This window comes from Flavobacterium sp. KH_035, assembly GCF_057839565.1.
This window is the reverse complement of the sequence record NZ_CM174492.1, coordinates 3,624,511-3,645,347: the sequence shown is the minus strand read 5'-3', so window position 1 is coordinate 3,645,347 and position 20,837 is coordinate 3,624,511. Positions and strand designations below refer to the sequence as shown.

The following is a 20,837-nucleotide window of genomic DNA, read 5'->3' as shown; positions in this document are numbered from 1 at the left end:
TCATTCTTCGTACAGCTAAAAACTATGTTTCTATGTGTTATTTTTTTAATAATTACACCCAACAGTATTCCTAAAAGTAAAGCTGCAAATTTTTACACTTGCAGCTTTACAACCAACCATTTTTAGAAACATGAAATTATTGAAGTGAAAAACTCACTTTAGATTTTATAGCCGTAGAAGATGCTCCGATGATGGCTTCAAAAGCTCCCGGTTCAGCCACCCAGTCGTGTTTTTTATCGTCAAAAAAGCTAAGTGCTGTTTTATCAATGGTAAAAGTCACTGTTTTCTCTTCTCCCGCCTGAAGCGAAATTTTCTCGAAGCCTTTTAATTCCTTAATCGGACGCGGTAATGAAGATTTTAAATCGCTGATGTAAAGCTGAACTACTTCTGAACCTTCCCTTGTTCCGGTGTTTTTAACTTTTACCGAAAAAGTGATCTGATCTCCGACTCCCATTTGTTTTTTATCGGCTGTTACTTTTCCATATTGAAAAGTAGTATAACTCAAACCATGACCAAAAGAGAATAATGGTTTTGCCTTTTGTTTGTCGGCCCAACGGTAGCCTACAAAAATGCTTTCTTTGTACGTTACGTCATCACCGCCCGGAAATTCACCTAATGCATGAGCTCCGTTATCTGATAATTTTACCGGAAAAGTAAACGATAACTTCCCTGAAGGATTGACATCTCCTACCAAAACAGCCGCTAAAGCATTTCCGGCTTCTGTACCTAAGAACCAACCTTGTACAATTCCAGGAACTTCTTTTACCCATGGCATTGCCACTGCATTTCCTGAAATATTTACAAAAATGATATTTTTATTTACTTTAATCAATTCTGCTATCAACTGATCCTGACCATAAGATAGACCTAAATCCAGACGGTCGTAACCTTCAGCATCTTGTTTGTCACTTTTATTTGTACCTCCTATAAAAAGAACTACATCGGCAGTTGCAGCTACTTTTAAAGCCTCAGCGGTTAACTCGGCAGGAGAGCGTTTGTCTTCAAGACTTACTTTTGCTATTACTCCATTATAGTTACTTGTTGGATCACCAACATATCCGCGAGCATAAACGATATCTGCCTGATTCCCAATTCTTTTCTTCAATCCTTCAAGAGGAGTGATTTCGTATCTCGCTTTTAATGAAGAACTTCCTCCTCCAACGGTCATCATTTTGATCGCATTTTCTCCAATTACTGCAATTTTCTTTGTTTTAGAAAGATTGATTGGTAAAATGTTATTGTTGTTTTGAAGCAACACTATTCCTTCTTCGGCAATTTTTAAACCTGCTTTGGCGTGTTCTTCTGTTCCAAAAGAACCAAAAGGTCTGTTTTTATCCATTGTGGTTAAAAATGACAAACGTAAAATACGGCGTACCTTTTCGTCTAATTCTTTTGTCCCTACTTCGCCTTTTGCAATCATAGTTGAATAGGGTTTTGCCAAGAAGTAATTGTCATAGGCATTGCTGGTTCCCCACGAAAGTCCGTTTGTCCAGGAACCAAATTCCATATCCAAACCATTGTAAATCGCCTGTTTGGTATCATGAACTCCTCCCCAATCAGACACTACAACTCCTTTGAATCCCCATTCTTTGCGAAGGATATCGTTTAGTAAAAATTCGTTATGGCAGCAGTGTTGTCCTTTATATTTATTGTAAGAACCCATTATTGCCCAGGCATCTCCTTCCTGAACTGCAGCTTTAAAAGCCGGTAAATAAATTTCGTATAAAGCGCGATCGTCAACAATTACGTTAACCGAATTACGTCCTGTTTCCTGATTATTTAAGGCAAAATGTTTGACGCAGGCTGCCACTCCGTTTGCTTGTACTCCTTTAATGTAAGGAACAACCATTTTTGAAGTTAGGAAAGGATCCTCTCCCATGTATTCGAAGTTTCGGCCGTTTAATGGTGATCTGTAGATGTTAACTCCTGGCCCTAATAGTACATTTTTGTTACGGTAACGTGCTTCTTCTCCTATTGATTTCCCGTACAACGAAGATAACTCTTTGTTCCATGTGGCAGAAAGTGCGGTTAGAGCCGGAAAAGCAATACAGGAATCATTGGTCCATCCTGCCTGATCCCACTCGTCCCATAAAACCTCGGTACGAATTCCGTGTGGTCCGTCAGTCATCCAATTTTCTGGAATTCCCAAACGAGGTACACCCGGTGAACTGAATTTTGACTGCGCATGTATCATGGCAATTTTTTCATCAATTGTCATTCTCGCAAGCGCATCCTCTACACGCTCATTAATCGATTTTTTATCATCTAAATAAACCGGAATTTTATGCTGTGCACTTGCACCGACAGCACCCAACAATAGTAAAACAACAATTGTTTTAACGTTTTTAAACATAACTATAAATTTATTAAAGCATTTAATTTACAATCTAAAGAAAGTAGAAGTAGTATCTCTCTTTTTAAGAATACTGTAAAGCTAAAACGTTATAGTTCGTGTTGGATTTTTAAATGAAAAAAAGTAGTGAAATAAAAAACTAAACACCTACAAAACAAATAGTTAACAAAAACAAAAAGCAAAAAAAAGTAGTAGCTTTAAATGTATTTTTTAAAGTTTCAATGATATTAAGCCAATTTTCATGACCATTTCTTCAAAATCGTTTCGGGAAACTGCGGCTTTATTTCGTGCTCTGGTTCGGTAATTGTAAATCGTGCTCAAAGAGTAACGCAAAAATGCTGCAATTTTTACACTGTCGGTAATCCCCAAGCGAATCAAAGCAAAAATTCGAAGTTCTGTATTCATGAGTTCACCTTGCTTTAAAACGATCTGTTCTTCCTGAATTAAAAGCGCGTTAAAATCTTTTACGAAAGTGGGATACAAATTCAGAAAGATCATATCGAAGTTCTTGTATAGTTCTTCCAGTTCGTTATCGACCAGGGTGGTTGATTTTAATATTTTATAGATTTCGTCGAATTGCTTGGCTGTTGCTTTTTTATTTAAAGTAATTCGGTAATTTTCTAGTTTATTGATGTACGTTGAACAAAGACTGAAAAAATGTGCAATATATTCCTCTTTAACATGGTTGGATTCCGATAATTGAGCATTTCGTTCCTGCAACTGATTGTTGGTTTCCGTAATATCTTTATTTAATTCCGCTAATTTTTGACTTGTAATATAAAGTTCACCCCTGATTCGCGATACTTTTTTCATTTGTTTGTAGACATAAATGACCGCAACAATCAAAAATACTGACAACAGGCTGATGCATAAAAGATACAATTGAAGTTCTGTTTTTCTTTTGGCCTCTTTCTCCAAGTAAACGGTATTGATAATCGAATAGAGTTCGGACATTAACAGTGTGCGAAACTGAACGTTGCAATACAAAGTGTCTTCAATAGCCGATTGGGTTAATTTGTAAGCCATATCAACGTCGTCGGCTTCATAAAAAATTAAAGCCAGTTCCTGAAGTGAAGCATTGTCCTTGTTTGCGGTTTTTAAATCGGCAGTGGCCGAAAGGGCGTAGTATTTTTTTCGGAGCTCCAGCCGCTGCGTTTTTTTATAGATCGTTGCCAAAAGATAAGTCATCATAGCATATTGCGGATGGTCTTCCTTTGCATTTTTAAGCAAATCCAACAGCTGTTTTTCAGCTACAGCAAACTTTCTCTCCGACATATTCTGCTGAATTCTGGTAATCTGATAGTTTAATGTAGAAGGATCCAAAACGGTAAGCAGCGAATCACGGTATTTTATAATTTGCTCAATGTATTTTATATCATAGCTATTGGCAGCATAATGTTCCAAAAACTCGCGATACGCAATATAATAGTTAGGAATCAGTTTTTTTGGCAATTCCTTTTTAGGAATGCTTTTCAAAATGGCTTCAGATTCGCGATATTTTCCCGATGAAGAATACAGGGTTACCAATTGCAGATTGGCCAGATTTAGTAAATCGGCATTTTGAAGTTCTTTGGCAATCTTTATGTTCTTTTTGACATATAAAATAGCCGAATCGGAATTGAATTTTAAGTATTGACTGTACAAACTTTTGTTGTAATTATACTCCTGCTCTTTCGTTAAATCATCGGATTTGATTTTTTTGAAATTTTGAATGCGTTCTTCTCTGAGACGAACATAATATCCTTTGTTTTTTAAAGCTTCATTCAGCTTTTCGATAATACCATCTGTACTGTCCGATGAATAAACGGGACTTCCTAAAAGAACGAACAGAAAAAACAATAGATAATTTTTCAAACCGATTTGGAATATAATGAGACTTGCAAATATAAGAAAGTGTAAATAGAAAAATGAATTATTTAGAAGTCCTAAACTTTAGCTTTTATGTTAAAAAAGAGGGGGGCAAAAAAAACACCCGCACCCATTCTCGATTGGATTTTCGTAAATTTGTTTGCACTTCATTTTTTCTAACTTAAATAATACACCAATGCCACACTTTGTTATTGATTGCTCAGAAAATGTAATTCGACTAAAATCTGCAGACGATATTATGCAAGAGGTTTACCATACAGCCTTAGCTACTAATCTTTTTGTTCCTACTGATATTAAGGTTCGTATCAATCCCTTCACCTATTACAACAATGGAAATTCTTCAGACGATTTTATCCACGTCTTCGGCTACATTCTGGAAGGCCGAAATACCGATCAAAAAGCAGCCTTGTCAAAAGGAATTGTCACTAAACTAAACGAAATACTTCCTGAAATTCCTATTATCTCCATCAATATTATGGATTTTGAAAAAGCCAGTTATGTCAATAAAGCTATGGTTTAAAAAACAATTTCAGGTACTTTATGATATAACCAAACTAATAACAAACACTTTTTTGTTGTTGCAAAAACAAATACCTAATCATCAACAAAACAACCATTTAACACTTTTAAAAACTATAATTTTAAAAAAAGGCAGCCACAAATTCACGAATTTTTTCTAATCTGTTTCCTCTAAAAATTCGTGAATTTGTGGCTATTTATTGTACACTTTTTACATTTTACATCTCCACATTCAACATCTCACCCTAAAAAACACAACTAAACTGCAATTGGTGCTGCCAGACAACCCTCCGGAATATCAAAAGCATTAACCAAAGCCACTGCATCTGGTCGGATATCCCAACAAAGCTGATTGACTATTTTACGGATTGCTTTGGTTTTAACGGCTTCCATGTACCCGTCTTCAAGATACCAGGCTCTGTTTTTTTCTAATTGTGCCAGTGCGTACAACTGATTGAGTTTGATTAATATTTCTTTTGTCTTAGTATCTTCTATGGATTGAATTGCCAATTGGAATTGTTCCAGTACTACTCGCTCTAAATAAGCCTGAGCAACATCGATCATTTGGTGTTGTACTACATTAAAAGCATCATAAGGTTCTAAACCTCCGTCAACAAGCTTTTTGATACGACGTGCCGCTGAGGCCAGAATTGTTTTTTCTCTGTGAATAAAGGCCTGCAAATGAAAGTCTGCGTCCAACAAATGTTCCTCATCCGTTTTTCTGGTGGCAATTGGGTTTTTCTCTGTAAGAGCCGTTTTGGCGTTCTCATACACGTAATTGATTATGCCCAACGACCCCATTTCTCCAAAAGCTTTTCTGAATTCAGAAAGTCGGTTTTTAGCTACCAGTTGCATTAGAACGGTATTATCCCCTTCAAAAGTGGTATAAATTTCAGTGTCATTTTTCAAAGCATCAATTCGGTTCTCAGACAAATATCCTTTTCCACCACAAGCTTCACGGCATTCCTGCAGTATATCTCTTGTACTCCAGGTCGAATATGATTTCATACCTGCTGCCAGCGCTTCGATTTCCTGCATTTCGGCCTCAGTTCTGTTTAGAAAACGATTGGTAAGATACTGCAAGGCAAAATGTACAGCATATGTTTTTGCCAAGTGCGGAATCAATCGACGCTGGTGCATTCTATAATTCAAAATCGGAACTTCCGATCCGCCTTCGGGACCAAACTGTCGACGCTGATCGCTGTATCTAATGGCAATTGTCAGTCCGGATTTGGCCGCAGCCAAAGCAGAACGAGGAATCCCAATTCGACCACCCACCAAAGTCCCCAGCATGGTAAAAAATCGTCTGTTGTCACTTGGAATCGGACTTTCAAATTCCCCTTTATCATTGACGGAAGCAAAACGATCCAGCATATTTTCTTTTGGAATCACTACCTCATCAAAGCTAATAGTTCCGTTATCTACCCCGTTTAAGCCCATTTTATGTCCGCAATCTCCTATCGTAACTCCTTTTAAAGTCATTCCGGCGGTATCTCTTAATGGAACGATAAATGCATTTACACCATAATCGTGATCATCGATAATTAATTTTGCGAACACGGTCGCCATCTGACCGTGGACGGCGGCATTACCGATATACTCTTTTTGAGCATTTTTGTTTGGGGTGTGAATGGTAAAAGTCTGATCATTATGATTGTAAGTTGCTGTTGTTTCTAACCCTTTTACGTTAGAACCGTGATGTGTTTCGGTCATGGCAAAACACCCCGGTATTTTTAGCGTTCCAATATCTTTTAAGTATTTAGCATAATGTTTTTCGGTACCTAATGACTGAACACTCATGCCCCAAAGCCCAAACTGAACGCCAAATTTGATAACTAAACTCAAATCATGGTAACTTAGGGTTTCCATAATCGCAAAATAATCGGCTATGTTTTCTCCACCGCCATATTGCTTGGGGTATGCCATATTACCCAGATTCTCTCCTGCCAGTATCTTGCACCAGTTGTACACCGTCTGACGATAAATGTGAATATCTGTCGAAGTTTCGTAAGCGAATTCAGGTCTTGAAATGAGCGATTTTACCCGATTGATGATAGCAGCTTCCTTACCATTTAGAAGCGCTGTAATTTTTTGAACATCAAACTCGCTGTTGGTCTGAGAGTTTGCAGTAAAAGAACCTGCTTTTGTCTTAAAGTTTTGAAGTGCTTCTTCGCCTAAAATTCCAAGGTCATTTTCTAATTGGACAAAACTTGTTTTTAAGCTGGAAATATCCAAGTCCTTTTCGGAAAGAGCAACAGCAATATCAAAAATCGATCTTATATCTTCTTTGTTCTGAATGCCTTTCTCGATATCTAATTTCCATTGTGTGAGTTCATTTCGCGAAGGCGGATTTGAAATATCAACTCTTGAAAGTAATTCTTGCTTCTCTTCCGGCGAAAGCCATATAAGGTTATCGATAAATTTCTGAATGGTGACAAACTCTTTTTGAGTCAGTAAATCATCAGACCATACTAAATAAAACAACGGGATAAAGGCTTGCAGTTTGGTATTTTTCATAAAAATATAGGGTTTTAGGTGCCGTTAAGTGCATTTTTTACCACAAATTACACCACAGTAAATCTCTTTTTCTATCAGTTTCGATTCCTACAATCAGTACAAAATGTGTAATCTCTTTTTCACACAGTATTTTGCATAAAAAAGCAGAAATGAAAATACTCATTCCTATTTACATATCTTGTTAAGATTGTGGTAATTTTAACTTTGTTTTGGAAAATTGCAATACAGAATAAGAGAATTGTTTTTCTTTGGAATTAGGCTTTTGCCCTTTCAGGGCAATACTTCCCTATAACTTAGATCATAGTGCGTTGCACTATGCTTGTGCTATTGGGCCTTCAGCCCTCTTTTACTCATTTCGGACACTGATACACAAATGTGAATCATCACAAAGGAGCAAGTTTTCGAAAATCGCCGCTCTGAAAGAGCTTTAGCCATAGCATAGTGCGAAGCACTATGAATGATAGAAATGATCGTTTACGCCCTGAAAGGGCAAAAGCAAACAAAAAAGAGTGCATATTCTAAAAAAAAACAGGAATGAATATTCTTCATTCCTGTTTACACATCCAGTTAAGGTTCGGATACTTTAGATTTTAAACCAATAAAAAACATAAAGTACCTGATGTTATTTCAGAACCTTTGGATATTGCAGTATCTTTTGCCTAATAGCAAAGAGATGATGTGAATTAAAAACCAATACAGCAAGAAAAACAATACTATAAGCTACGATTTGTATACTTCCGATTGGCTCATGATAGACGAAAATAGCCAACAAAAATGCAATCATAGGATTGATATTTAAAAGCATTCCCACGGTTGATGAATTGATTCCCGAAAGTGCATATAAATTTAAGAACAAAGGAAAAATGGTAAACAAAATTGCAATGGTTTCGATACAGAAATAAAACTTAAATTCCGTTGGAACCGGTCCGCTGTAAGCAGGGTAAAATGGCAGTAAAAATAATGCAGCCAACGTAATATGGAAGGTGAGTACAATAAACTTATCAAACCCCTTATTGATACGCTGACTTACTAAATAGGAAGCATAAGTAGAACCGATCACGATACTAAAAACCATGTCCATAATATTGGCGTAAGATAAAAGCAAACAACCCGAAACGCTTAACCCCACAGCCATCCATTGTGTTTTACTTAATTTTTCATTCAGAATAAAATAAGCCAGTAAGGTGGTTAAAATCGGGCAAACCAAATAGGCCAATGAGGTCGCTTTTACGCTAACATGGTTCATTACGTAAATGAATGTAAACCAGTTTGCCATTAAAAAAACACTTCCTCCAATATTCAGCAAAAGTGATCTGCGTCTCTCCAAAGCAGGTAATGATTTGAAGGTATTGATTGTTTCTTTGATTCTTTTTCTTTTAAAAGTAAGGGCAATCAGCAACATCAGAATGCTACAGCTAAAAACACGATAGAATAAAATATCTAAAGAAGGATACTCGTGAATGGGTTTTAATGCCAAGCTAAAAAATCCCCAGATGACGAAACAAGTAATGGCCGCTAGATAATATTTTGTTGTTTTCACAAGTTATTCTTTTTAGGTTCGTTATTGAATAAAGCAAATTTCTAAAAAATAAAACAGCAATACAGATACAGTTTTTGTAAATTGCACCATAACAGTTTTTTTTTTATGAAAAATTCAAATTACTTGTATCTGCAGTTTGCAGACCGAATTGAAAAGCAAATAAAATCGGGCGTTTTAAGTGTTGGTGATAAATTGCCATCGATACGCGAAGTCTGTGCCGAAACGGGTTACAGCATGAGCACCGTAAGCAAAGCTTATTATGAAGTTGAAAGCCGGTCTCTTATTGAATCTAGGCCACAATCCGGTTATTATGTGAGTAATACTTCAGCCAGAACCATTCCGGAACCTTCTCCCAGCAGCCCTATTTTAAAATGTGTAAATATTGACAGAGAGGATTTGATCGATCAGGTGTATCGTAATATGACTGATCCTAGTATTACCATGCTTTCTTTAGGTTTTCCTTCAAACGAACTGCTTCCTATTGCTAAATTAAACAAAGGAATGCTTCAGGCCATGCGACAGCTCCCTAACAGTGGTACAAGTTATGAGCAGGTACAGGGCAATCTTAATTTGAGAAAAGAAATTGCACGCTGGTCTTTTACCTGGGGTGGTTCTTTAACGGAAAGGGATATCATTACTATGCCGGGCTGTACGAGTGCCATCTCACATTGTTTAATGACGCTGACCAAACCAGGCGACACCATTATTACAGAAAGTCCTGCTTATTTTGGCATCCTGCAGCTTGCAAAATCTTTGGGATTGTATATTATGGAGCTGCCGACCAATATGACCACGGGAATAGAATTGGAAGCTTTAAAAAAAGCACTTTCTTCTAAAAAAGTAAAACTCTGTTTGCTGATGAGCAATTTTAGCAATCCTTCCGGAAGCATGATGCCCACCGAGCATAAAAAGGAAGTAGTTCGATTAATGGAGTTTTATAACATTCCGCTGATTGAGGACGATATACACGGCGATTTGTACTTTGGTTCCAGTCGTCCAACAAACTGCAAAACCTATGACGAAAGCGGAATTGTGCTGTGCTGCAGTTCGGTTTCAAAAACGCTTGCACCGGGATATCGTGTGGGCTGGGTTTCACCGGGTAAATTCAAAAAAGAAATTCTGCGCAATAAAATCTATCATACCCTCTCCACTCCTACCATTACACATCAAGTGGTTGGTGACTTTTTAAAAAATGGCAGATACGAAAATCATCTTCGAAAAATACGTCAGATACTGAATCATAATTGTAGCAATTATATCAATACGGTTTTAGAGTCTTTCCCAAAAGGAACAAAAGTAAGTCAGCCACAAGGAGGTTTTTTTCTTTGGATTGAGCTCGATAAAAATGTCGATACGGCTGCATTTTATCATTTGGCCATGCAGCACAAGATTAGTTTTGCACCGGGACGAATTTTTACTTTTCAGAATCAATTTTCAAATTGCATGCGATTGAGCTTTGGTCTGCCGTGGAGCAATGAACTAAGAACCTCCATTCAAACCTTAGGCAAATTGATTGATCAGTAGAACTAAAATATTAAAGCGTCTCACTTTTGAGATTTTACAGTCGCAGTTTACAGTCACATTTCACATTTCACACTCATTTTTTTCTTACACCCAACAGGTTAAAATACATAAAAAAACTGGACAGCCGCATTAACAAAGCGTTGTCCAGTTAACAAATTGAGAAACCAAAATCAATTTTTATTATAAAACAAAATAAGCGTTGTTTTCCGCTTTCTTTAAATCGGGTTTAAGATCAAACTCTTTGATAATATCAAATTCGCTTTGATACTCGTTTAACATTTGCATCAGATTCTTTTCAATTGTATTCGATATTGCCGTAACAGGAGTATCTGTTGGTCTATTTTCGAACGGATCCTGTAAATGGATTGCCATTTTTTCAATCAAAAAGAACGTTCCTCCGATAATAGTAATTAACGGAACAGCAAACCAGCTTAACAAACTGATCAGTCCAAATGGTAACAGCAGTATAAACAAACACAAAGTCATTCTGATGTACATGCTGTAAGTGGTTGGAAAAATAGTATTCTTAATACGTTCGCATTTCCCCATCGCATCACATAATCTTGACAAGGTATTGTCAATTTCTACTTGTTGGTAAGCGTTTAATCGTTTTTCCTTTTTAGCAATTCTAAGATCTCTACCGTGAAGCAATAATATGGCATTTGGAATATTCTGATGATTTTTCACAAAATTCAGTTCCTCTTCACTGATCAAATCTTTAATTGGCTTTATGGCATCTTTATTACGCAGCGCCTGCCCTAAGCTGTAACACCAAGCTATTTGTCTTTTGGTAAAGTTTTCTTTGAATTCATTTGCTTCAACCGAAAACCCCGGATCTTTATAAAAAGTTAGCATTTGTCGCACCAAAGTTCTGGACTCATTTACGATTGATCCCCAAATGATACGAGCTTCCCACCATCTGTCGTAGGCCTGATTTGATTTAAAAGCCAGTAATAAGGATATAATGGTACCTACCATTGTTGGAATTGCGATTGGTATTTCGATAGCAACGTTGATGAAATAATGGTGAAAAATTTCAAATAAAATGGTGTAAGTCATTACAAGGCCCAATTCCACTTTAATTTTCCCGAGAACGTACCTCATTGGAATTCTTTTCTTTAATAACATATTTTTCAGTTTAAATTAAACTTCTATTTTTTTTGGGAAGAAACCCGGTTTTATACCAATTCTTCGTACAGCGACAGTACCGGAAGTCCCAGTTTATCGTTTATATTTTCTTTTTTATTCTTTTTGAATTGAATTTTCTCTCCTTTGCGGGTTTCTACCAGTAAATCGATATCGTATTTCGAAATCGCTTCTGATAAATAGGGAGCAAAATTCTCGTAGTCGTCTTCAAATTTGGAAGTCTGGCTTACAATCTCAAACGAAAAATTATTGTTCAAAAATTGCTGAACATCTTTAACATGCATATTGGCACGTCCGTTTTCGATATAAAGTGCTTTATTAAAATCTTCTTTGTACTGCTCTGAACCTAAATGTAAAATAGGACATTTTTGGTTTCCGGCTAATTGTACAAGGTATTGATGAATTCGTTTGGTTTCTTGTTTATAAGAATTAGTAAGGACTACCAGTTTTATAGCAAAAACATCAATAATGCGCTTAAAAATTGGAGAAGAAAGTCCGTATTGATTGTGTACTTTTATTTTGCAATTGGGTGCGTGCTCGATAATATATCGGCACGTTTCTAAAACTTCTTCCTGACTTGCTGTAAGTCCGGTACGCATTTCACGTAAAAAATTAGAGGACGAATAGGCGTCAGGAGTTTCTGAAACCAACATCAGAATAATTTCACAGTCTGAATCTTTTGCCTGACCAATAGCTGATTTTACAGCACAAATTGTATCGTCTTTTAAAGTCGTAGGTATAAGGAAATTTTTCATAAGTATACTCTTTTAGTTTATACATACAAAATAACTCCCGGCAAATTAGAAGGGTCTTAATCTGGAATTAGAATTTTCTAAGATTCAACATTAGAACCTTTAATGTTAATTTTCTTCGTGTTAGTCTTATTGAAGATGATAGTTACAATAGTACCTTTATTTTGCTCCGATTGCACCTGAATCTCACCGTCATGCATGCGAATGATTTTTGAAGCCAATGGAAGCCCCAAACCATAGCCAATGTATTTGGTTGCAATTTTACCTCTAAAGAAAGGCTCATACAAATGCGGAATGTCTTCAGGAGGAATACCAATCCCTATATCGTTGATCGCTACTTTAATCCAGTCCTGATTTGCAGAAAGCGTTACAAAAACCTCATTGTTATCAGAATACTTTACACCATTGGTAATAATGTTGTTAATAGCAAGCTCTAAAAGCGGTTTATTACAAGGAATTAAAAGCAAATTAGAATCTTTAGGGGCAAAGTTCAGCTTGATGCTGACGCGGTTGTCCGGATAAATTTTATCCAGATCCGACTTTACATCCATGAGAACTTCGTCGATTCTGGCAATATCCAAAACCTGCTTTTTACCGTCGTAACCTGTCTGGGTAAGCTTTAACAAACTTTCGGTCAGATTTCCTAATCGCGAAGCCTGACTGTAAATGTTCTCTAAAGACTGAATGTATTCCGGAACTTCTCTTTCTTTAAAAAGCATAATTTCCGACTCCGCAATAATTGTTGTAATAGGTGTTTTTAACTCGTGCGACGCATTATTGATAAAATTGGCCTGTATTTCGAATGACGTTTCCAAACGGTCCAACATATCATTGAAGGTTTCCGTAAGATCCGAGATCTCATCTGAGTTTTTGACTTCCGGCAAGCGGTTATGGAGATTGGATGCACTAATTCTGTTGACTTCTTTGGTAATTCTCGCCACCGGATTAATAACTCTTTTTGCTAAAAAACGACCTAAAAAGAAAGCCAGGAATATAAATCCTATACCTCCGAACAGCATGATTTTTATGATATAAATTGTCGTTGTAGGGCCTTTTCGGTCACGGGCACCAACAATTACGATGTATTTTTGATTGTTCTCTGTAAAAACCTGTCCTAAATAATACTTGTTGTCTACCTCAAAATAGTCCCTTCCGGTATTTAAAATATTAGTGTAAAATTCATTCGGTAAATTCAGCTTGGTATTGTAATCAAAACTATTGGCGCTGTTTATTTTAAGAACAAATTCTTCTTCTTCAATCAGCTCCTCCAATCCATTTTTTTTAAGATTACTGTAGTACTTTATCTTCTCAGGATCATTCTGAAAATGAATAGATGCTACAATCTTAGCTCTGTCTTCCAATCTTTTTAAGAAATGGTAACGATTATTTTCTCTGAATAGAACAAAAACAACAATACATAGAAGTAATGTACTAAAGCTTGACAGGGCTACGTAAGTGTATGTTATTTTTTTTCTTATATCCATTTTATGGCTGTATAACGTACCCCAAACCTTTCATGGTGTGGATAAGTTTGGTTTCAAAAGGTTTATCGATTTTTTTTCTTAAATAAGTAATGTAAACATCGACAACATTGGTATTCATATCAAAATTAATATCCCAGACATTATCTAAAATCTGGTCCCGCGAAACGATGCGTCCGCTGTTCTTAGCCAGATAATACAACAATTTAAATTCCTTTGCTGTTAGAATGATCGATTCTCCTTCTCTTTTCACGGTCTTAGCACGGCCATTTATTTCTAAATCGCCAATTGTTATGGTGTCTACCTTTTCGGTGTCCTGATGAGCTCTACGGTGCAGCGCATTTACTCTGGCATCAAGTTCTCCAAATTTAAATGGTTTTACCAAATAATCGTCAGCACCAGCATTAAGCCCGGTAACAATATTCTCCGAAGTTCCAAGAGCGGTTAATAACAATACCGGAACAAAATTTTTACTTGCGCGAAGTCTTCTGCAAATCTCAATTCCGTTAATATCGGGAAGCATTACGTCTAAAACAACAACATCAAAATTGTAATTATGGATCATTTCCAGAGCAGTTCTCCCATCTAGAGCCACACTTACTTCATTATTGTTTTCAGCAAATCCTTTTCTTAAAATGGACAAAAGATTTGGTTCGTCTTCTACTATAAGTAATTTCATCTTAGTTCAGGTATGAACAGCAAAAATAGGGATTGACTTTAAAAATATAAATCACAATAGTTATAAATTATGATTTAATTATGAACAATAGGTTATATTTTCCTCAAAAAAAAGCAACTTCGAAGAATTGCTTTTCTATAGAAATGCTTTTTAAAGGTTGCTGTGCCGGTTCTTAAAATTAAGGTTAAATATTGCTCTCAATCTAATTTACAGAGAATAACAAAGCTAATATTTACTCCATAAAAAAAGCCGACATTAAAACAATGTCGGCTTTGTATAAACGAAGAGTAATTCTCTTATTTCGTAATGAATTTTGGGTTTATTAAATTATCCAAGGAATAAATTTCGTCCCATTTTTCCTGTGTGATTAATTTTCTTTCAATCACCGCAATCTGATGTACACTTTTATTCAATTTCAAAGCTTCACCTGCAATACTTGCACTTTCTTCATACCCTAAAATTGGGTTCAATTGTGTTACAATACCAATACTGTTCATTACCATATTATAGCAGTGAGCCTCATTTGCAGTGATTCCAACAATACACTTATCAATTAAAGTCTGAATTGCGTTTGAAAGATAATCTAATGAAGTAAACATTGCAAAAGCAATTACTGGCTCCATCACATTTAATTGCAATTGTCCTGCTTCAGCAGCCATCGTTACGGTTAAATCCTGTCCAATTACATAAAAACAAGTCTGGTTTACTACCTCCGGAATTACCGGATTTACTTTTCCAGGCATAATAGACGATCCTGGCTGACGTGCCGGCAAATTGATTTCATTGAAACCTGTTCTTGGCCCTGAGCTCAATAATCGTAAATCGTTACAGATTTTAGAAATTTTAACTGCGGTTCTTTTCAATGTTCCCATAATTTGAACATAAGCACCTGTATCTACTGTAGCTTCAATTAAATCCGGAGAAAGTGTTAATGGAATTCCAACTTCTTTTGCTAAGTAATTCACGCAAATTTCAGGATAACCTTCTGGTGCGTTTACTCTTGTTCCAATAGCTGTCGCTCCCATATTGATCTCTAAAACCAAACTCTGAGCATCTCTTAATCTTCTGACGTCTTCTCCAATGGTGGTTGCATAAGAGTTAAACTCCTGACCCAAAGTCATTGGAACGGCATCCTGCAATTGTGTTCTTCCCATTTTCAGAACACTTTTGAATTCTTCACCTTTTGCAGCAAAAGCTACTTCAAGGCCTTCTAAAGTTTTAATGAAACTTTCTATTTTCAGGTAAAGTGCAATTCTAAAAGCTGAAGGATAAGCGTCATTTGTAGATTGAGAACAGTTTACATGATTGTTTGGGTGTAAAAAGTTATAATCTCCTTTTTTATGTCCTAAATATTCTAAACCAATATTAGCAATTACTTCGTTAGCATTCATATTCACTGAAGTCCCGGCTCCACCCTGAATTAAATCACTTACAAATTCCTGATCGAATTTACCAGCAATTACCTGATCACTTCCATAACAAATTGCTTCTGCAATCTTAGCGTCTAATGCACCACAGTCTTTGTTTGCTAAAGCAGCTGCTTTTTTTACATAACCTAATGCCTTAATGAATAAAGGTTCTTTTGAAATAGGAATTCCTGTAATATTAAAATTCTCTACTGCTCTGAAGGTTTGGATACCATAATATAGATGATTTGGAATATCTAATTCCCCTAAAAAATCATGCTCTTTTCTTGTTGATCCCATATATATAAATTGTTACGTTTAACGTTAAAAAACAGTGTAAAGCTACATTAAATTACCCTTAAAAGAAAATATTTCAAATCAAATACTGCTAAGGTTTTCTTAAAATTAGACTCTAAAATTAAACACTTGTCATTTTAAGAATCAAAAAATATCAAATTCACAAAAAACAACACAAAAGAAGACTATCAGTTATATAAGATAAAAAATGATAATCTGCTGTTTTCTACCACATAAAAACAATACGACACGTTCTAAATTATTTGAAATACCCATTTCATACTAAAGGTATAATTAGTATCTTTTCCCCTTCAAAATCATCTCTAAAAATTACCTTGAAAAAAGAATCTCAATATTTCCTTGATAAAGAATACAATACCATTATTTATGGTAGAGATGATGTCAATTTTAAGGATTTCGAATGTTGTGTTTTCAATAATTGTAATTTTTCGGACTGTACTTTTTTAGCCGTTACTTTTATTGATTGTGTTTTTAATGATTGTGTTTTTAGTGAAGCAAAAATTAATTATGTTGCCTTTCGTACGGCAACTTTTAATCGTTGTGAAATTAAAGAAGTTAATTTTGCCATGTGTGACAAACTCATCTTTGAAATTCATTTTTACGATTGCATTTTAGATTTTTCGAAATTTTACACCTTAAAGATTAAAGGAACTACATTTACCAATTGCAGTTTAATTGCCGTCGATTTTATGTCTACTGACCTCACAAGTGTACTATTCGACAATTGCGACCTGTATCGTTCTGAATTTGACAAAGCAATTGCAAACAAAGCTGATTTTAAAACCAGCTACAATTACACTATCGATCCCTCAAAAACCAAACTAAAAAAAGCTGTTTTTGCTCTACAAGAGCTAAAAGGTTTACTATATAAACATGATGTGATTGTATGTTAACCGTATAAAAAAAGCGTCTCACTTTTTACAGTCTCAGTTCACAGTCTCAGTTTACATTTTACATTTCTCATAAAAGATCTCACTTCATAAAATGTATCTATGTTTTATTTTAGAACTTTTTCTCCATTATATAATCTTCCATCAAATATCCGTTTCCAATATCGAGATCTGCCTCTCCGATAATTTCGAAACCTAACTTTTTATAAAAACCCAAAGCCGAATTAAATCGGTTAACATTTAGGGATAATGCCTGAGAATTGTTCCCTAATCCAAGTTTTTCAATTTCTTCAATAACTTTTTTACCGATTCCTTTTCCTTGAGTTTCGGGCAAAAGGTAGATTTTATGAATTTTAGTTACTGCCTTCCCTTTATAATTATGTTCAATTCCGATAAATCCTATATTGATTCCCTCTTCATCAATCATATAAAACAATTGCTCTTTTTTAACTAACTGACCAGTTAAAGCTTCGTCAGAGTAAAAAAGATCCAGCATGTAAGCCAATTGCTCTTTTGTCAGGATTTCACCGTATGTAATCGGCCATGTTATATGTACTATTTTCTGAATTTGTTTAATATCGCTTACTGCAGCTTCTGAAATTGTAATCATATTCTATTTTAAAATGCTATTATTAATTTGTAAAAACCTGATTTTCCTGCTCACTTACCCTAATAAAAGTAGTACGTTTGGTAAGTTCTTTTAGTCGTGAAGCCCCCACATAGGTACAACTACTTCGTAAACCTCCCAAAATATCCAATATTGTATTTATAACCTGCCCTTTAAAAGGCACTTGTACTGTTTTACCTTCGCTTGCTCTGTATTCTGCCACACCTCCAACATGTTTGTCCATGGCGGTTGTGGAGCTCATTCCGTAAAACTGTTTGAATTTATTCCCGTTTACTTCGATCATCTCTCCTCCACTTTCTGTGTGACCTGCGAGCATTCCGCCCAACATTACAAAATCTGATCCGGCACCAAACGCTTTTGCCACATCTCCCGGTGTACTGCAGCCACCATCACTAATTATATGTCCTCCTAAGCCATGAGCAGCATCGGCACATTCAATAATTGCAGAAAGCTGTGGATAACCTACTCCTGTTTTCACACGAGTCGTACAAACAGAACCGGGTCCAATGCCAACCTTTACAATGTCAGCGCCTGCTAATAATAGCTCCTCAACCATTTCTCCGGTGACCACATTTCCGGCAATAATCACTTTGTCCGGATACTGTTTGCGGGTTTGTTTTAAAAACTGCACAAAATGCTCTGAATAACCGTTTGCTACATCAATACAAATGAATTTCAGCAAAGGATTCTCAGTAATAATTTGGCTTATCTTCTCAAAATCTTCCTTTCCTGTTCCGGTACTAATGGCAATATAATCATAAAAATCCGGAGCAACATCTTTTAAAAAATCCTTCCATTCCTGCGGAGAATAATGTTTGTGAATTGCTGTAAAAAGTTTTTCTTTTGCTAAAACTTTAGCCATTTCAAAAGTCCCTACAGTATCCATATTAGCTGCCATAATCGGAATCCCAAACCAGGACGCGGAACTGTGCAAAAACTTAAAATTTTGTTCTAAAGAGACTTCAGATCTACTTTTTAGTGTAGATCTTTTAGGTCGTATCATTACATCTTTAAACCCTAATTTCAGATCAGTTTCTATTCTCATGATTTTCAATTTTCGTTACTTTCAAATGTAAGGAATTTTAGATTGCAGATTTTAGATTTTAGATTATACACTATAATTTTCAACTTCACTCAACCTGAAACAAAAGAAAAACCTGAAACAATAAATTTACCCATGAATAGTCTCTCCTTTTCCGTAGTTGGTAATGATAGACTCTTCGTAGGCAAGCCATTCTCTCCAACGCTTTTCTACGTCAATTCCCACACCATATTTTCTGGCATAAGTAATAAAAGTGGTATAATGTCCAGCTTCACTTTCCATTAACTCTCTGTAAAAAACAGCCAGTTCTTCGTCCTGAATATTTTCAGACAAAACCTTGAAACGCTCACAACTTCTGGCTTCAATCATCGCCGAAAAAAGCAGCCTTTCAACTAGTCCCGAAACTCGGCTACCGTCTCCACTTTTCTTCATATACTGATACAGTTCGTTTACATAATCGTCTTTGCGCTCGCGTCCTAGCTTCAATCCTCTTTTAATGATGATGTTATGCACCTGCTCAAAATGATCGATCTCTTCTTTAGCCAAAGCCAATAGATCTTTCACCAAATCCTGGTGTTCAGAATTATTGGTGATAATAGTAATCGCATTTGTTGCCGCTTTTTGCTCGCACCAAGCGTGATCTGTCAAGATTTCCTCAATATTTTTCTCAACGATATTTACCCATCTCGGGTCTGTTGGCAATTGTAATCTTAGTACGCCCATTTTTTAAGTCTTAAAGTTAAAAAGTCATAAAGTTCTAAAGTCAAAAAAGTCGAAGATCAAGAATTAAAATAGAAATTCACATTCCATTTCAAGACTTTCGACCTTCGACCTTATGACTTTATGACTAATTTTTAGTATACGAAAATTGGTCTTTCGCTCATCATATCATTTACTTCGTTTGCTACTTCTTCGATAACAGCTTCATTTGTATGATCTGTAAGAACTTTATCGATTAAAGCTACAATAGTTTCCATATCTTCTTCAACCAGACCACGCGTAGTGATTGCAGCTGTTCCAACACGGATTCCTGAGGTTACAAATGGTGATTTATCATCAAATGGAACCATATTTTTATTTACTGTAATTTCTGCTTTTACTAATGCATTTTCAGCTTCTTTACCAGAAATACCTTTGTTTCTTAAGTCAATAAGCATCATGTGGTTATCTGTACCCCCAGAAATAATGTTGTATCCTCTTTTTACGAAAGCATCAGCCATAGCGTTAGCATTTTTCTGCAATTGCATAGCATAAGTAAAGAACTCATCTTTAAGCGCTTCACCAAAAGCTACTGCTTTAGCAGCGATGATGTGCATTAAAGGTCCACCTTGATTTCCTGGGAAAACAGCAAGATCTAATAAAGAAGACATCATTCTGATTTCTCCTTTTGGAGTTTTTAATCCTTGTGGGTTTTCAAAATCTTTTCCCATTAAGATTAAACCTCCACGTGGTCCGCGCAATGTTTTATGAGTCGTAGTAGAAACGATATGACAATGTGGAATTGGGTCATTCATTAATCCTTTAGCAATAAGACCTGCAGGGTGAGAAATATCAGCAAATAAGATTGCTCCTACGCTATCAGCGATTTGTCTGAAACGTGCAAAATCCATATCACGTGAATAAGCAGAAGCTCCAGCAATGATTAATTTTGGTTGTTCTTTCGTTGCAATTTCCTGAATTTTATCATAATCTAAACGACCGGTTTCAGCATCTACACCATAAAAAACAGGACGGTACAAACGACCTGAGAAGTTTACAGGCGAACCGTGCGTTAAGTGACCTCCGTGTGATAAGTCGAAACCTAAAATAGTATCTCCAGGATTTAAACATGCATGGTAAACTGATGTATTAGCCTGAGATCCTGAGTGTGGTTGAACGTTTGCATATTCAGCTCCAAATAATTCTTTAGCTCTGTCAATTGCAATTTGCTCAATTACGTCTACTACTTCGCATCCTCCGTAGTATCTTTTGCCAGGATATCCCTCAGCATATTTATTAGTTAAAACAGAACCAGCTGCTTCCATTACCTCATCACTTACAAAATTCTCTGAAGCGATAAGTTCTAATCCGTGAATTTGTCTGTCTTGTTCCTCTAGTATAAGGTCAAAAATTTGTTCGTCGCGTTGCATTTTTTTGATTTTCGTTAATTTCCTGCAAAAATACAAAAAAACGT

Annotated in this window: 16 protein-coding genes; 3 read left to right on the top strand and 13 right to left on the bottom strand. The window is 35.9% G+C overall.

Features of this window, described 5'->3' with window-relative positions:
* Positions 1-136: 136 nt before the first annotated feature.
* Both AC3IS6_RS15000 and susR read right to left on the bottom strand, forming a co-directional pair.
* Positions 137-2,353, bottom strand: a complete 2,217-nt coding sequence (locus AC3IS6_RS15000; RefSeq protein ID WP_489160490.1) for a glycoside hydrolase family 3 C-terminal domain-containing protein — start codon at positions 2,351-2,353, stop codon at positions 137-139.
* Positions 2,354-2,563: 210 nt separating this feature from the next.
* Positions 2,564-4,207, bottom strand: a complete 1,644-nt coding sequence (susR, locus tag AC3IS6_RS14995; protein ID WP_489160488.1) for a SusR family glycan utilization regulator — start codon at positions 4,205-4,207, stop codon at positions 2,564-2,566.
* Positions 4,208-4,397: 190 nt separating this feature from the next.
* On the opposite strand from susR, the gene AC3IS6_RS14990 reads away from it, so the two are divergent.
* Positions 4,398-4,742: a 5-carboxymethyl-2-hydroxymuconate Delta-isomerase gene (locus AC3IS6_RS14990; protein ID WP_489160487.1), complete on the top strand. Its 345-nt coding sequence runs from the start codon at positions 4,398-4,400 to the stop codon at positions 4,740-4,742.
* Positions 4,743-4,999: 257 nt separating this feature from the next.
* Here AC3IS6_RS14990 and AC3IS6_RS14985 read toward each other — a convergent pair whose 3' ends face one another.
* Positions 5,000-7,258: an acyl-CoA dehydrogenase family protein gene (locus AC3IS6_RS14985; protein WP_489160485.1), complete on the bottom strand. Its 2,259-nt coding sequence runs from the start codon at positions 7,256-7,258 to the stop codon at positions 5,000-5,002.
* A 622-nt stretch (positions 7,259-7,880) separates the two neighbouring features.
* Positions 7,881-8,798 (bottom strand): EamA family transporter, encoded by a 918-nt coding sequence (locus AC3IS6_RS14980; RefSeq protein ID WP_489160483.1) that lies wholly within the window; start codon positions 8,796-8,798, stop codon positions 7,881-7,883.
* Positions 8,799-8,903: 105 nt separating this feature from the next.
* On the opposite strand from AC3IS6_RS14980, the gene AC3IS6_RS14975 reads away from it, so the two are divergent.
* On the top strand, positions 8,904-10,322 hold the full coding sequence (locus AC3IS6_RS14975; protein WP_173965650.1) for an aminotransferase-like domain-containing protein: 1,419 nt from the start codon (positions 8,904-8,906) through the stop codon (positions 10,320-10,322).
* 180 nt (positions 10,323-10,502) lie between these two features.
* On the opposite strand, the gene AC3IS6_RS14970 is transcribed toward AC3IS6_RS14975, so the two are convergent.
* The 5 genes from AC3IS6_RS14970 to aspA all read right to left on the bottom strand — a co-directional run bounded on the left by AC3IS6_RS14970 (position 10,503) and on the right by aspA (position 16,086).
* Entirely contained in the window at positions 10,503-11,450 is a 948-nt protein-coding gene (locus AC3IS6_RS14970; protein ID WP_489160481.1) for a bestrophin family protein, read from the bottom strand.
* 50 nt (positions 11,451-11,500) lie between these two features.
* Positions 11,501-12,223: an adenine nucleotide alpha hydrolase family protein gene (locus tag AC3IS6_RS14965; RefSeq protein ID WP_489160479.1), complete on the bottom strand. Its 723-nt coding sequence runs from the start codon at positions 12,221-12,223 to the stop codon at positions 11,501-11,503.
* A gap of 77 nt (positions 12,224-12,300) precedes the next feature.
* Positions 12,301-13,704: a sensor histidine kinase gene (locus tag AC3IS6_RS14960; protein ID WP_489160477.1), complete on the bottom strand. Its 1,404-nt coding sequence runs from the start codon at positions 13,702-13,704 to the stop codon at positions 12,301-12,303.
* Position 13,705: 1 nt separating this feature from the next.
* Positions 13,706-14,380, bottom strand: coding sequence for a response regulator transcription factor (locus tag AC3IS6_RS14955; RefSeq protein WP_017497070.1), 675 nt, complete (start codon positions 14,378-14,380; stop codon positions 13,706-13,708).
* Positions 14,381-14,676: 296 nt separating this feature from the next.
* On the bottom strand, positions 14,677-16,086 hold the full coding sequence (aspA, locus tag AC3IS6_RS14950) for an aspartate ammonia-lyase (RefSeq protein WP_173965658.1): 1,410 nt from the start codon (positions 16,084-16,086) through the stop codon (positions 14,677-14,679).
* Positions 16,087-16,418: 332 nt separating this feature from the next.
* Between aspA and AC3IS6_RS14945 the strand changes: the two genes are divergently transcribed.
* Entirely contained in the window at positions 16,419-16,997 is a 579-nt protein-coding gene (locus tag AC3IS6_RS14945; protein WP_489160474.1) for a pentapeptide repeat-containing protein, read from the top strand.
* Positions 16,998-17,106: 109 nt separating this feature from the next.
* On the opposite strand, the gene AC3IS6_RS14940 is transcribed toward AC3IS6_RS14945, so the two are convergent.
* The 4 genes from AC3IS6_RS14940 to glyA form a co-directional block, all read right to left on the bottom strand.
* A complete protein-coding gene (locus tag AC3IS6_RS14940) occupies positions 17,107-17,604 on the bottom strand; it encodes a GNAT family N-acetyltransferase (RefSeq protein ID WP_489160472.1) in 498 nt (165 codons plus the stop codon).
* Positions 17,605-17,626: 22 nt separating this feature from the next.
* Positions 17,627-18,667, bottom strand: coding sequence for a GMP reductase (locus tag AC3IS6_RS14935; protein ID WP_489160470.1), 1,041 nt, complete (start codon positions 18,665-18,667; stop codon positions 17,627-17,629).
* Between the two features lie 126 nt (positions 18,668-18,793).
* On the bottom strand, positions 18,794-19,387 hold the full coding sequence (locus tag AC3IS6_RS14930) for a MiaE family protein (protein WP_489160468.1): 594 nt from the start codon (positions 19,385-19,387) through the stop codon (positions 18,794-18,796).
* 131 nt (positions 19,388-19,518) lie between these two features.
* Complete coding sequence (gene glyA / locus AC3IS6_RS14925; protein ID WP_489160467.1) at positions 19,519-20,793, bottom strand: serine hydroxymethyltransferase; 1,275 nt, start codon at positions 20,791-20,793, stop codon at positions 19,519-19,521.
* Between the last annotated feature and the right edge of the window lie 44 nt (positions 20,794-20,837).

What these genes read in the sequence shown, in the direction of transcription:
- AC3IS6_RS15000 (WP_489160490.1), bottom strand. Translation starts at nt 2,353, where the DNA reads ATGTTTAAAAACGTTAAAACAATTGTTGTTTTACTATTGTTGGGTGCT.
- AC3IS6_RS14990 (WP_489160487.1), top strand. Translation starts at nt 4,398, where the DNA reads ATGCCACACTTTGTTATTGATTGCTCAGAAAATGTAATTCGACTAAAA.
- AC3IS6_RS14985 (WP_489160485.1), bottom strand. Translation starts at nt 7,258, where the DNA reads ATGAAAAATACCAAACTGCAAGCCTTTATCCCGTTGTTTTATTTAGTA.
- AC3IS6_RS14975 (WP_173965650.1), top strand. Translation starts at nt 8,904, where the DNA reads ATGAAAAATTCAAATTACTTGTATCTGCAGTTTGCAGACCGAATTGAA.
- AC3IS6_RS14970 (WP_489160481.1), bottom strand. Translation starts at nt 11,450, where the DNA reads ATGTTATTAAAGAAAAGAATTCCAATGAGGTACGTTCTCGGGAAAATT.
- AC3IS6_RS14965 (WP_489160479.1), bottom strand. Translation starts at nt 12,223, where the DNA reads ATGAAAAATTTCCTTATACCTACGACTTTAAAAGACGATACAATTTGT.
- AC3IS6_RS14960 (WP_489160477.1), bottom strand. Translation starts at nt 13,704, where the DNA reads ATGGATATAAGAAAAAAAATAACATACACTTACGTAGCCCTGTCAAGC.
- AC3IS6_RS14955 (WP_017497070.1), bottom strand. Translation starts at nt 14,380, where the DNA reads ATGAAATTACTTATAGTAGAAGACGAACCAAATCTTTTGTCCATTTTA.
- aspA (WP_173965658.1), bottom strand. Translation starts at nt 16,086, where the DNA reads ATGGGATCAACAAGAAAAGAGCATGATTTTTTAGGGGAATTAGATATT.
- AC3IS6_RS14940 (WP_489160472.1), bottom strand. Translation starts at nt 17,604, where the DNA reads ATGATTACAATTTCAGAAGCTGCAGTAAGCGATATTAAACAAATTCAG.
- AC3IS6_RS14935 (WP_489160470.1), bottom strand. Translation starts at nt 18,667, where the DNA reads ATGAGAATAGAAACTGATCTGAAATTAGGGTTTAAAGATGTAATGATA.
- AC3IS6_RS14930 (WP_489160468.1), bottom strand. Translation starts at nt 19,387, where the DNA reads ATGGGCGTACTAAGATTACAATTGCCAACAGACCCGAGATGGGTAAAT.
- glyA (WP_489160467.1), bottom strand. Translation starts at nt 20,793, where the DNA reads ATGCAACGCGACGAACAAATTTTTGACCTTATACTAGAGGAACAAGAC.